At 50.7% G+C, this 13012-nt stretch carries 13 protein-coding genes; 4 read left to right on the forward strand and 9 right to left on the reverse strand.

Translation table 11 applies throughout. The annotated features are described in order from the left end of the window. Nucleotides 1–44: 44 nt before the first annotated feature. Nucleotides 45–2132, reverse strand: coding sequence for an EAL domain-containing protein (locus tag LI015_RS08190; protein ID WP_227124523.1), 2088 nt, complete (start codon nucleotides 2130–2132; stop codon nucleotides 45–47). A gap of 166 nt (nucleotides 2133–2298) precedes the next feature. Between LI015_RS08190 and LI015_RS08195 the strand changes: the two genes are divergently transcribed. Genes LI015_RS08195 through LI015_RS08205 form a run of 3 tightly spaced genes read left to right on the forward strand, consistent with a single transcriptional unit; the run spans nucleotide 2299 to nucleotide 4103 of the window. Then, the gene (locus tag LI015_RS08195; protein WP_002567580.1) at nucleotides 2299–2619 is read left to right on the forward strand and encodes a PadR family transcriptional regulator; all 321 of its coding nucleotides are present in this window, start codon (nucleotides 2299–2301) and stop codon (nucleotides 2617–2619) included. After that, entirely contained in the window at nucleotides 2612–3568 is a 957-nt protein-coding gene (locus LI015_RS08200; protein WP_227124525.1) for a DUF1700 domain-containing protein, read from the forward strand. Before LI015_RS08195 ends, LI015_RS08200 begins: the two co-directional genes overlap by 8 nt. After that, nucleotides 3561–4103, forward strand: a complete 543-nt coding sequence (locus LI015_RS08205; protein ID WP_227124527.1) for a hypothetical protein — start codon at nucleotides 3561–3563, stop codon at nucleotides 4101–4103. Before LI015_RS08200 ends, LI015_RS08205 begins: the two co-directional genes overlap by 8 nt. Before the next feature lie 115 nt (nucleotides 4104–4218). On the opposite strand, the gene pepT is transcribed toward LI015_RS08205, so the two are convergent. From pepT to LI015_RS08245, 8 genes are all read right to left on the reverse strand, one after another. Beyond that, nucleotides 4219–5460, reverse strand: a complete 1242-nt coding sequence (pepT, locus tag LI015_RS08210; protein WP_227124529.1) for a peptidase T — start codon at nucleotides 5458–5460, stop codon at nucleotides 4219–4221. A gap of 86 nt (nucleotides 5461–5546) precedes the next feature. Then, nucleotides 5547–6860, reverse strand: a complete 1314-nt coding sequence (gene hisIE, locus LI015_RS08215) for a bifunctional phosphoribosyl-AMP cyclohydrolase/phosphoribosyl-ATP diphosphatase HisIE (RefSeq protein WP_002567576.1) — start codon at nucleotides 6858–6860, stop codon at nucleotides 5547–5549. A 26-nt stretch (nucleotides 6861–6886) separates the two neighbouring features. Further along, nucleotides 6887–7606: a 1-(5-phosphoribosyl)-5-[(5-phosphoribosylamino)methylideneamino]imidazole-4-carboxamide isomerase gene (gene hisA / locus LI015_RS08220; RefSeq protein ID WP_002567575.1), complete on the reverse strand. Its 720-nt coding sequence runs from the start codon at nucleotides 7604–7606 to the stop codon at nucleotides 6887–6889. An 80-nt stretch (nucleotides 7607–7686) separates the two neighbouring features. Then, nucleotides 7687–8274: an imidazoleglycerol-phosphate dehydratase HisB gene (gene hisB / locus LI015_RS08225; RefSeq protein ID WP_227124531.1), complete on the reverse strand. Its 588-nt coding sequence runs from the start codon at nucleotides 8272–8274 to the stop codon at nucleotides 7687–7689. Between the two features lie 18 nt (nucleotides 8275–8292). Continuing rightward, complete coding sequence (gene hisD / locus LI015_RS08230; protein ID WP_002567573.1) at nucleotides 8293–9585, reverse strand: histidinol dehydrogenase; 1293 nt, start codon at nucleotides 9583–9585, stop codon at nucleotides 8293–8295. A 39-nt stretch (nucleotides 9586–9624) separates the two neighbouring features. After that, complete coding sequence (hisG, locus tag LI015_RS08235; RefSeq protein ID WP_117625833.1) at nucleotides 9625–10278, reverse strand: ATP phosphoribosyltransferase; 654 nt, start codon at nucleotides 10276–10278, stop codon at nucleotides 9625–9627. A gap of 22 nt (nucleotides 10279–10300) precedes the next feature. Continuing rightward, nucleotides 10301–11566: an ATP phosphoribosyltransferase regulatory subunit gene (hisZ, locus tag LI015_RS08240; protein WP_002567571.1), complete on the reverse strand. Its 1266-nt coding sequence runs from the start codon at nucleotides 11564–11566 to the stop codon at nucleotides 10301–10303. Between the two features lie 381 nt (nucleotides 11567–11947). Further along, nucleotides 11948–12481 carry a Holliday junction resolvase RecU gene (locus LI015_RS08245; protein ID WP_002567570.1) on the reverse strand — a complete coding sequence of 178 codons (534 nt, stop codon included), beginning with the start codon at nucleotides 12479–12481 and terminating at the stop codon, nucleotides 11948–11950. A 224-nt stretch (nucleotides 12482–12705) separates the two neighbouring features. Between LI015_RS08245 and LI015_RS08250 the strand changes: the two genes are divergently transcribed. Further along, nucleotides 12706–13005, forward strand: a complete 300-nt coding sequence (locus LI015_RS08250; RefSeq protein ID WP_002567569.1) for a hypothetical protein — start codon at nucleotides 12706–12708, stop codon at nucleotides 13003–13005. Nucleotides 13006–13012: the final 7 nt, after the last annotated feature.

The raw sequence follows: 13012 nt of genomic DNA on the forward strand, positions 1-13012 counted from the left end.
GCTGTACTCCCAGGCTGCCGGAAACCACCAGCTCCAGACACACACTACAGACCTTTCACATACTCAATGAATGCGTCCAGCGGCAGAGGCCTGCTGTAATAGTATCCCTGGTAAATGCTGCATCCCAGCTTCTCCAGCATCTGAATCTGCTCCGGCGTCTCCACGCACTCAGCCACTGTGCTGACTCCCAGAATCCGGGACATGTTCATAATGTTGCCCACCAGTTCACATGTCTGGGTATGTTCCGGCAGGCGCCGGATAAGGGAGCCGTCAATCTTAACCTCGTCATAATGGGCAGAATTCAGATAGTTAAGGGAACCATGGCCCATTCCAAAGTCATCCATGCTGATACGCACCCGGGACTCTCTCAGTTTCTCCAACTGGCGTTCCAGATTGGGGCCGGGATTCAGCGCCACCTGCTCTGTCAGTTCAATGGTCAAATTACTGCCCTCCACACCGGTATCCTTCAAAATTCTCAAAACCTGATCTGCAAAGGACGGATCCTCCAGCTCCAGAGGCAGGATATTTACGGAAAAGGATACCGGGCAGCCTGCCTGAGTGTGCGTCCCCGCCATGTCACGGCAGGCCTTCTCTACAATATACATGCCCAGAGATCCGATGAAATCCCCCTGGACAGCCAGCGCAATGATAAGGGGCGGATACACAAAGCCCTGGCCCATGTAGTTCCAACGCAGCAGTGCCTCGCATCCATAGAGGGTTCCGTCACGTTTCACCTGGGGTTGGTAGTATAACTCCAGAGCTCCCTTGGACAGGGCATATTCCAGGTCTGACGCCAGCAGCTTGGCTGTTTGCTGGTTTTCGTAGGTATTCCAGCGGAAATCCCTGACCCAAACCGAGCGTTCATCCTCATTCATGGATGCCTCCAGTCTCTTGATTTTTCCCAGAAATTCACGGTCCTGGACCCGTTCGCTCTGTTTAATAAAGGGAATATAAATCATGGTACCCACAATCAGGTTAAAGGCTTGTAGCAGACTTCCGCTTACACTTCCTGTTGCCAGATAGCCGCTGGCAAGCACCGGCACAGTCCATTCCACACTCCGGGAAGCCACGGGCACCAGGCCAAACCACATGGCAAAACTGCTGATGACCGACAGAACCATAGGAGTCAGTATAAAAGGCAGAATCATATCTGCACTGAATATGATGGGAAATCCAAACAATACCAACTCATTGATATTGAATACAACCGCAGGAAGGGAAAGTTTGGCCAGTCTGCGGTTATTATTCTTCCTGGCAGCAAGAAACAGGGCCAGAACCATGCACAGGGCACATCCGCTGCCTCCGATGAACACAAAGGTATCCAGAAACGTTTTGCTGAACATATGGGTGGGCACCAGCCCCTGGGCTGCCATAGCCTGGTTGGCCGTCACCTCTGACTCAAACAGCCTGCGGGATACAGCCTCCAGCGTATTGGTCCCGTGTATTCCAAAAAACCACAGCACATGGGACAACAGGATATATAAAAGTATGGAAAACAGGCCGTTTCCCATCTGGCCGAACAGCTTGAGAAACAGATAAGAACCGAAATTCATGATATTCACATCGTCAAAAGCCAGACTCAGAACCAGGCCGGAAAGCCCGCACAGCCCAATCGTGACAACAGCAGGAATCATGCTCTGCATAGAGGCGTTGAAATTATAGGCCACTCCCATGGTATACAGATGACGGTATCCCTCCACCCAATGGTAAATTCCGGTCAGGAGGAAGCAGCTGATGAGGGTAATGCATATGGCCGTAAAGCTCCACTCCGGCCCCCATATGGACAGCCCGCCTGATGGATAGGTAAATGCAATGAATGAGCACAGGGCCACTGCCGGGAAAAATATATGGGTATTCTTATACACAGTCTGCTCTTCCCCGTAGGAGTAGGATATCATTAATGCAAAGATAAAGGAAAGGGAGCCGAAGGTGGCCTGGTACACAGCCATGAGCAGCAGCTTCACACTGCCCCCTGCAAACCCAGGCAAAAGCTCCTGCCAGGCCTTCAGCGGAAACTGCATAATGACCATGGAAAAGGAGCCGAGAATCAAAAATGGAATGGTCAGCAAAAGCCCCTGACGCACTGAAAATATATAAATATTCTTATTGAGAAATTGACGGATTCTCTCCATGTCTCCCCTCCCCTGAGGTCTTATTGTTCTAAAAATGCAGCTACGTAATCATTATACAGGCTTTGGAAAGATTTGTTAAGGATAAGTTAAGTATTAATTTATTTATAGTACTTGACAATACATAGTAGTATGTATAATATAGTAATCACAAGGAGGGTTACTGACCATGAATCCACAATTTAAAAAAGGAGTCCTTGAGCTGGTGGTCCTTGAATCAGTACGAAAAAGGGATATGTATGGCTATGAACTGGTAGAGGAAGTATCCAAGGTCATTGATGTCAATGAAGGGACCATCTACCCTCTCTTAAAGAGACTGACCAATGAACATTATTTTGAAACATACTTGCGGGAATCCACGGAAGGGCCTCCCAGAAAATATTACCATCTGACTGCCGCCGGCATCCTGTACCGGGATGTTCTGGAGCGGGAATGGGACGAGTTCCAGCAGAAAGTATGTACATTTTTAAAGGAGCATGGAGATGAATAAAACAGAGTTTTTAGATGAACTTAAGAACGGCCTGGCTGTGCTGGAAGAAAAGGAACAGCAGGATATTCTGGAGGAATACACCCAGCATATTGACATGAAGATGGAAAGGGGCCTCAGCGAGGAGGAAGCCATCGGGGATTTCGGTGATCTCGGCCAGCTGGCGGCAGAGATTCTGGAGGCATACCACGTAAACCCGGATTATAACGGAAACCGGACCCTATCCCCCGTTTTGAGAGTCAGAGACTTAATCCGCAGGGCCCGATCCGGCTTTCTGGGTATTGCCCGGGCAGCCGGACGGTTCTTACATAGAATAGCAGCGGCAGCTGTACGGAATACCGGTGTCCTGTTCGGAAGAACACGGAACTTCTTTTCGCGGATTCCGGCCCGCCGGCCCCGCTTCCTCCGTCATCTCAGGACAAAGATGGAGGTTGTAAATATAAACGGAGCAGACTTCACACCATCATCCGAACACTCCCAGACAGGCGTTCCCAGGATACCGCCTGTTCCAAGGACAGACCATGTCCATGACCAAAGCACTGTCCAAAATACGGTGCGAAACGCATTTAAACGCGCCGGATCATCCATATGCCGCGTGATAAAGGGTATGTTATGCGGTCTGGGAGTTCTTTTCTCCTCCTGCCTTTCCCTGGCCCTGTGGTGCATGTACTTCTGCTTGCGCTGGACCTGGAACATTCTGCTTTTTATCCTGACATTGTTTAATGGATGTCTTACCCTGTTTTCATTATATCTTCTGGCAGTATTTCTGGTATGGACGGTTCAGGGATATCCCTTTGCAGGCCCTGCCCTGCTAAGCCTGGGTGTTGTTCTCTGCGCAGGCTCATTTTCCATCCTGTGCATAAGCCTGTTAAGGCTCCGCCGCAATACCGGGAACACCGCCCTTTCCACGGACATGGACCAGAACACTTCAGAGGAGGTGCAGCATGCGTAAACTGCAGTCATATATGATAGCCCTGTTCTGCACAGGCGTTTTCGCCGCAGGCCTGGGCACCGGAATAACATTTTCCGAGTTTTCATCCTTTACCTATATGGGCGATGCAGATGCAGGCCCTGTTGACATGAAAACAGAGATATTGGATTATGATATGGGCCAGTCCCATCACTCTGAGGAGACATCTGAACTGGAATCCCCGGAGGATACCTGTCTGGATATTATCCGGACAGACCGCCTGCCTGAATCAGAAGAGGATATTGTGGCTGACGACTCCGTTCCCCGCGGCATAATCCGCTTTCAGGTCACCTATAACGCTGCCGCTGTCCGCCCCTATGTGGAATACTCAGAGGGCAGCTATGTGGGTATAGACAGTTATGATATATCCGATGACTTTGAACGTTTCATGAGAAACAAAGACCTGTTTTTAAAGGATTTAAAGGCACGGCAGCTTCATTCCTATAAGTCCGCCGGCATCACACAGATTAAGGTGCTGGTGCATCCGGAAGACAGAGATATGCTGCGTCTTCCGTAATTGTTTCAATCCGCGCCCGGCACTGCCGTTAAGTTTGTTTCCTGCAATTCATCCCTCCCCCTTTACAGGCGGGAAGGATGTTTCTTTTGTTAAATCAGGAAAGAACAAACCAACGCTATGCTTCTGCAAACGACCTGGCAATCTCTATAAGAAGCTCTGTTATCTTTTCCATGGACTGTACCGGAATAAATTCATATTTTCCATGGAAATTATGGCCTCCTGTGCACAGGTTCGGACAGGGCAGCCCCATATATGACAGTCTGGCTCCATCCGTGCCTCCCCGGATCGGAACCACGATTGGCTGGATACCCAGCTTCTCCATGGATGCCTTGGCCTTATCAATCAGGTCCATATGAGGCTCAATTTTCTCTTTCATGTTATAATAGGAATCCTTCACCGCTGCCTCCACGGTTCCGGAACCATATTTCTGGTTCAGAAATCCCGCTGCCTGGGAAAACAATTCCTTCCTGCGCTCAAACTTCGCCCTGTCATGGTCCCTGATGATGTAATCCATCCTGGCTTCCTCCACACAGCCTGTCATCCTGTCCAGATGATAAAAACCCTCATACCCTTCTGTATACATAGGGTTCTCATTTGCCGGAAGCAGTGACTGGAACTCCATTGCCATGAGCAGGGCGTTTCTCATACGTCCCTTGGCCGTGCCCGGATGGATATTGGCCCCATGGACCGTCACCCTGCCGGAAGCGGCATTGAAGTTTTCGTATTCCAGCTCTCCCAGCGCTCCGCCGTCCACAGTGTAGGCCACATCAGCCCCGAAGTCATCCACATCAAAGCCGTCTGCTCCCCGGCCCACCTCCTCGTCCGGTGTGAAGCCGATACAGATTGTTCCGTGTTTTACTTCCGGATGTCCAAGAAAATAGGCGGCCATGGTCATGATTTCAGCGATACCGGCCTTATCGTCTGCTCCCAGCAGCGTGGTCCCATCCGTGGTAATCAACGTCTTGCCCTCATATGCCTTCAAATCCGGAAAATCCGCTGTCCTCATCCATAGGTCCTGTTCCCTGTTCAGACAGATGTCCTGTCCGTCATAGTCCCGGATGAACTGCGGCTTTACATCCTTGCCCGAGAAGGAGGGAGCTGTATCCATATGGGCGATAAATCCCAGGGAGGTACATGTTTTTCCCTCCTCCAGATTGGCGGGAATACATGCGTACACATATCCCTGCTCACTTATCCTCACCTGTGATGCCCCCAGCTCCTTAAGCTCCCCGGCCAGCTTATGCGCCAGTTCAAACTGCTTCTTGGTGCTGGGAATGGACTCCCTGTCATCCTCTGACTGGGTGTCATATGAAACGTAATCCAGCAGTCTCGCTGTAACCTCCGATATTTCTGCCACCTCTCCATTACCTCCTGCGATTTTCATTATTATATTACCGGCATTATATTACCAAGGCGTGTCTGTACTTCCCCTGTTTCCCGCCGCTAACGGTTTGCCAGTTCCTCCGTGATTTCCTCCCATGTAATGCCGCGGTCCGCCATGAGTACCATCATATGGTAGAGAAAATCCGAAATCTCGTATTTGATTTCTTCCGGGTTAGGGTTCTTGGCCGCTATAACAATTTCCGTAGCCTCCTCTCCCAGCTTCTTAAGTATCTTGTCAATTCCCTTGTCAAACAGATAATTGGTGTATGAGCCTTCCTTCGGATGCTCCTTACGGTCCAGTATGACCCCAAATACCTCCTCAAATACCTTCAGGGGATTGGTTTCCTTATATTCCTTCTCCGCCAGCGTGGTAAAGAAACAGGATCGGTTTCCGGTATGGCAGGCAGCTCCCACCTGCTTTACTGACGCCAGAATGGTGTCGTTGTCACAGTCAATCTTCAGGGATTTTACATACTGGAAGTGGCCGCTGGTCTCACCCTTCAGCCACAGCTTCTGCCTGCTCCTGCTGAAATAGGTCATCCTTCCTGACGCCAGTGTGGCCTGAAATGATTCCTCATTCATATAGGCCATCATCAGAACCTCCAGGGTCTTATAATCCTGGACAATGACAGGGATAAGGCCGTCACTTCCCAGTTTGAAATTCTTCCATTCCAGCGAACTCTCAAAGGTGTCCGTGACAATACCCGCACCTTTTAAAATCTGCTTCAGCTCCATCACCTTGTCCAGGTTATCCTCCGCCAAAGTCAGGACAGCGCCCTCCACCTGGGGACACCCCAGACTCAGCTTCAGATCCCCGGCCATCTCCTGGACATTTTCATGACCGCCGCAGAAAATAAGGCTTCTGCAGGATATCTCCCCGATTTCACCCAGCTCAGCCAGGGATAAAACCGGACCGGATGCCCTGCATATCATCACGGACGCGCCCAGCTGAATGTATTCCTCCACCCGGTTCAGATAGGACAGGTCCGGCATATAGGCATAAATCTTTTCACTGCCAAACCGGTCTGCTGCCTCCTTCATCATATCTACGTTGTCTTCATAGCTCACATCCAGGAATACGGCGCTGGCTCCTGCGTAAAGGTACTTTTTCACATCCTCCAGGCGCCTGATTCGTCCTCCCGCCAGTATGGGTTCATCCACGGTGCGGGCGGTTTCCTTGATGGCGCCTATGACAGCCTCATGGTCCTCATCTGAAAAAGAACGGTCGCAGATAAATATTTCATCTGCCCCGTTGTCACAGGCTGTCCTGGCAAGCTCCTTAAGCCCGCCCTCATACTCAAGCTTTCCGTTCCAGGAAAAAGTCTTTCCATTCCTGTAACCAAATCCCATAATCAGCTTCTTGCAATCAGTCATTTGAATCTCTCCATTTTCTCTGGTACTTAAGCCTCATAAAGCCTTACAGCCTCAGCAAGATCAATCCGGTTCTCATAGAGGGCCTTTCCGATGATGGCTCCCCTGATACCAGCCTCATGCAGGCATTTTAAATCCTCCATACAGGATACCCCGCCGGAGGCTATGATGTCAAGTCCTGTCTCCTCTGTAAGCTTCCTTGTAGCCTCCACATTAGGGCCGGACAGCATGCCGTCCCTGGATATGTCGGTATAGACAATGTGCCTGACACCGTATTCCTTCATGGTAAGACACAGGTCCGAGGCGGTAAGGGAGCTGACTTTCTCCCATCCTTCCACTGCCACCATGCCGTCCTTCGCGTCCACGCCTGCCACAATGGCCTCCTCGCCAAATGTTCTGACCATATCCCTGAGAAATTCCGGGTGTTCCGCTGCCTTGGTTCCGATAATAACACGCCTGACCCCCAGGTCCAGCATACGCTCCACTGCTTCTTTGGAACGGATGCCGCCGCCAATCTCAATGGGTATGGAAACCGTGTCCGCAATCCTTCGTATGACCTCTTCATTGACAGAATAACCTGCCAGGGCGCCGTCCAGGTCCACCAGATGCAGGAAGGATGCCCCCTTCTCCTGCCAGTGGGCAGCCACCTTTTCAGGGGCGTCCGAGTATATGGTGATGTCCTTAAATGCCCCCTGTCTTAACCGGACACACTGTCCGTTCTTCATATCAATAGCCGGATATAACTGCATATGAATCTCCTTTTATTCTATTATTTTCTCCATGTCTTCGGACGCAGGCTCCGGGGGACAGGGCAGGCATATCTTCCATCCTAAAGACTCCCCTTGGTGGAAAGCACGCCTGAGAGACGGGGTTCCGCGGCCACTGCGCCGTCCAGGGCCTTGGCGAATGCCTTAAAGGCAGCCTCAATGATATGGTGGTTGTTTGTCCCTGAAAGCTGCTTCAAATGAAGGTTCATCTCCGCCCCATAGGAAACCGCGTAAAAAAATTCCCGCACCATCTCAGTCTCCAAATCCCCCACCTTTTCCCGGTCCAAAACCAGGTCCCAGACCAGGTAGGGCCTTCCGCAAAGGTCCAGGGCACAGAGCACCAGGGATTCATCCATGGGCAGGATTTGGGAGCCATAGCGCACAATCCCCTTTTTATCCCCTACCGCCTTCCGGATAGCCTGTCCCAGCACGATTCCCGTATCCTCTATGGTGTGGTGGGTATCCACCTCCAAATCCCCCTTTACCGTAAGGTCCAGGTCAAAAAAGCCGTGGCGCGCAAAGCTGTTTAACATGTGGTCAAAGAATCCGATGCCTGTGCTGATATTCCCCCTGCCGGAGCCATCCAGGTTAAGGCTCATGGATATCTGTGTTTCATTGGTGTTCCGGGTGATGGATGCAATCCGTTCCATAACTGTCATACCTCCCTGCTATTGTTCAAAACGCACTCTGACGGAATTCGCGTGAGCTGTCAGGTGCTCTGACTCGGCAAATGTCTCTATGTCCTTATGGGCTGCCTCAAGGGCCTCCCTGGAATAATAGATAATGCTGGATTTCTTGATGAAGTCATCCACGCCCAGGGGCGAGAAAAATTTGGCTGTCCCATTGGTAGGCAGGATGTGGTTAGGGCCGGCAAAATAGTCTCCCAAGGGCTCTGAGCTGTACTCACCGATAAAGATGGCGCCCGCGTTCTGAATTTTGGTCATGACCTCAAAGGGATTCCTGGTGACGATTTCCATGTGCTCCGGCGCAATGCTGTTGGCTGTCTCCACTGCCTTTTCCATGGATTCCGCCACCAGGATATAACCGTAATTGTCCAGGGATTTTTTAATGATGTCGCTGCGTGACAGCACCTTCAGGAAGCCGTCCACCTCGTCGGATACCTTCCTGGCCAGTTCCATGCTGGTGGTAACCAAAATAGAGCTGGCCAGCTCATCGTGTTCTGCCTGGCTTAACAGGTCCGCGGCCACAAAACGCGGATTGGCGCTGTCATCGGCTATCACCAGGATTTCGCTGGGGCCTGCTATACTGTCAATGCTCACATGGCCATAGACAGCCTTTTTTGCCAGGGCCACAAAGATATTGCCCGGTCCCACGATTTTATTTACCCTGGGAATGGATGCCGTGCCGAAAGCCAGGGCCGCCACTGCCTGTGCCCCGCCTGCCTTATAGACCTCTGTGGCTCCTGCCATGTAAGCCGCTGTCAGAGTCACCGGATTTACCTTTCCGTCCTTACCGGGCGGCGTCACCATGGCGATGCGCTTCACCCCTGCCACCTCAGCCGGAATAATATTCATCAGGACGGAGGAAGGATATGCCGCCTTGCCGCCGGGCACATACACTCCCACACTCTCCAAGGCAGTCACCTTCTGGCCCAGGATGGTGCCGTCAGGCTGGGCGTCAAACCAGCTGTTCTGCCTCTGCTTCTCATGATAACGGCGGATATTGTCCATGGACCTCTCCATGACCTTTAAAAGGCCCGGTTCCACCTGTTTCATGGCCTCATCAATTTCCTCCCTGGTCACCCGTATACTGCTCCCATCCAGGGACGCTCCGTCAAACCGCTTTGTATACTCAAACAGCGCCTCGTCTCCCCTTGCCTTTACATCGTCCACAATGGCCTGTACGGTCTGGGTATAGCTGTCGTAATTATTGGGGTCCCTTTTCAACATGTCCGCCAGAATATTCTCCATGGACTTATTATCTAATGTCACGATTCTCATGCCTAACATTCCTCCGCTTTCTTGACTTTGCTCCTGTACCTACCTTCCGGCATTCTCCTTAAGATATGCCTGGAATTTCTTGATAATGGCCGTGATGCGTTCATTTTCCGTCTTCATGCTCACCTGGTTTACCACCATCCTGGCTGACAGGCTGCACACTTCCTCCAACACCATAAGTCCGTTCTCCCGCAGGGTGGACCCGGTCTCCACAATATCCACGATTACCTCGGACAGACCCACGATGGGGGCCAGCTCAATGGAACCGTTCAGCTTAATAATTTCCACAGTCTGATACTTCTGGTTATAAAAATAGTCCTTTGCTATGTTGGGATACTTGGTGGCCACCCGAATCAGCTCATGGTGCTCCAGCCTTTCCCTGGCTGATTCAGGTCCGCAGACGCACATCCTGCATTTTCCCACCCCAAGGTCCATGACCTCATAGAGCTTGCGGCCCTCCTCCAATATGGTATCCCTGCCCACTATGCCGATATCGGCCGCCCCGTACTCCACGTATGTGGGCACATCATTGGCCTTTGCAAGGAAAAAGCGCACTCCCAGGTGCTCATTTACAAAGATAAGCTTCCTGGAAGCCTTATCCTTCATCTCATCACAGGAAATGCCGATTGCCTCAAACATCTCCATGGCTTTGTCCGCAAGCCTTCCTTTGGCTAACGCTATGGTCAAATATCTCATCTTCTTCACGGCCTCCCTGCGTTTACTCGTAAGCGGTAATGGGTATCTGGTCTGTATTCCCGTTCACCGTGTCCATGGCTGTCACTACGGTCCCGTCCCCCTTCAGGTACAGGACATTGCGCATGCCCCTCTGTATTGCCATGGCCTTGTAATCCTCAAGCGCCACCTGCTCCTTCTTCTTCATGGACTGGACGGCCAGCCCCTTGTCCCTGAAATAGCTGCCCAGCCACAGGGCCCGGGATCTGGCTGAGGTCTCATAGAGTATCACCGTGTTCACCAGCGTCACAGGAACATCAATCTGCTGCCTGGAAAGGGCAGCCATCAGCTGGTCCACCACAATCACAAATCCCACAGCAGGCGTATCCTTTCCAAACTGCACCAGCAGCTTGTCATACCGGCCTCCTGTAACAATATAATCCCCGGTTCCATAGGTATATGCCTTAAAAATAATACCCGTATAGTACTGGTATCTGCTGAGCATCCCCAGGTCATAGGACACATAGGCTTCCAGGCCCCTGCTCTCTAAAATGGAATGTACCTTCTCCAGCCGTTCAATGGCAGCCAGCGCCCCCGGATTGGCGGTAAGCTTTTTCGCCTCCTGCATCTGCTCCAGGGAGCCGAACAGCTCCGGAAGCTTCAGAAAAACCTTCTTAAGCCCTTCGTCCACGGGCTGGTTCTTGAGCAGACCCTCCACGGCAAAATAATTTTTATTTTCAATGTACTGATTCAGCTCTTCCTCAACTTCCTCCTCCAGCCCGGCCTCCTTAAGAAGGCTTCTGTAAAAGGCCACCTGGCCCAGCTCCACCTGGAACTCCTTAAGGCCGGCCTGTCTCAGGCTGTCAATGACCATGGCAATCATCTCGGCATCCGCATCCTCGGAATCATCCCCAATCAGCTCGGCCCCTGTCTCAGCCCGCTCCTTAAGGCGGCCCTGATAACTGCTGTTATTCTTAAAAGTGCGTTCCAGGTAGCAGAGTCTAAGAGGCATGGGATCGTCCATAAAGTACTTGGCCACACACCGCGCAACCGCCGGCGTCATATCCGGCCTCAGCACCAGGGTGTTGTTGTCCCGGTCAAAGAACTTAAACATCTCCCTGTCCGGCACGCTTCCCCTGTCCTTGCTGAAAATATCAAAATATTCAAAACTCGGAGTCTGGATATGCTCATATCCGTACAGGTAAAAGGTATCCAGAATCTTGTCCTGAACTGCCAGCTTTTTCCTGCATTCTCCGTTATAACTGTCCTTTACGCCCTCCGGCGTATGAATCAAACGATTATTCCCTGCCATCCTGTTCCCTGCCTTTATGTTTTCTCGCACATTTACCTCGTTTTGCTTTTCTATGGTAAAGTGCTAATTCATTAACGTGATTGTTTCATTATAGAGGAAAACCATGGAGCTGTCAATCATATTTTCGCGTCCCCAAAGCAGTTTTAAAATTCCATTCTGCCCATCGTGCAATATACCTTATTATACTTTTATTTACAGGGCTGGTCAATGAAAATGTACCTGCGGGGTGGTATGCGGGGTGGTACGGAAGATGGGGCTGAAAGGAACGCATAAAAGAAGGTGTGAAAACAGGATTAGAAGACAGGATATGAAAAAGACGTACGGACTAAGAAAGGACCTGCACAGGCAGCATGGAAGGCACGGCGCTTCACGCAAAACCTCCTATGACCTTCTGTCCAGGTCTTTTTGTATTTCTTCCAGATAATGGACCAGAAAACCGGCATGGGAACGGACCCGCCAGCTCTTGTCCACCTCGTCGTAGGTAAAGCTTTTGCGCCCTCCCTCCTCCATCCGTTTCCAATATCCCTCTATCTGTTCAAAAGGCAGATAATATATTTCATCCAGGCCGGTAAAATAGAGGATGATAAATGCAATTCCGCCCTGTTTCTCAAATTCCCCCATAAATTCAATCTGGTGGGGATGGATATTTTGAAGGGGAAATGTCTTTACCGCGCATTCCTTGGCATCAAAACACACCGGAATCCCCTGTACGGCCCCGATATAATCCACGGTACTCTTCTGGTCAAAATAGGCCAGGGTGATGTGGCGGCTGGACTTGTCAATTTCAATGGGGGTGATGGGAGTCGGTATCTTCTGTATCAGAGCCAGCTTCTTTTCCCTGTACAAATCGTTGGTATGGTTAATCAAATCTTCAAGGGTAGAGCCCCTTAAACCTCTGGAATTCCAGGTACCCATGTCAGTTCATTCCTTTTATGTATTATATATTTACAGGACAGTGTGTCCAATGTGTCTTAATCCTGTACGTCAGATAAGTATACCAAAATCAAGGATATTTCACAAGCACAGCAGATTTAAAAAATGAAAAGCAGATTTAAAAAATAAAAACAAAAATAAATGAAAGGATTCCGGCGACTCAATCGTATTAATAGTGAATGAATCAAAAAAGGAGATTGAAAAACATGAAAATCAGAACTATAATGGCAGCAGCAGCCACAGGCATTCTCTTAACCGCAGCGGGCAGCAGCCTTGCATGGGGTGCTGACTGGACTTGTCCCAGAGGATATGCTGACTGTACGGACTACGAATACTGCAGGAGCCATGAACACGGAGACTGTGAAGGCCACTGGTCAGAGGACGGGGATTGGGTATGCCCGGACGGGAACCATGGACGGACATCCTCATCGGACCCCTCAGGGTATGGATGCCATAGCGGAAACAGCCATCATGGCAGACGCGGCTGCGGTTCACATCACAGATAGGGAAAAC

This window comes from Enterocloster sp. 210928-DFI.2.20 (assembly GCF_020554465.1).
In the GTDB taxonomy this organism is placed as follows: Bacteria; Bacillota; Clostridia; order Lachnospirales; family Lachnospiraceae; genus Enterocloster; species Enterocloster bolteae.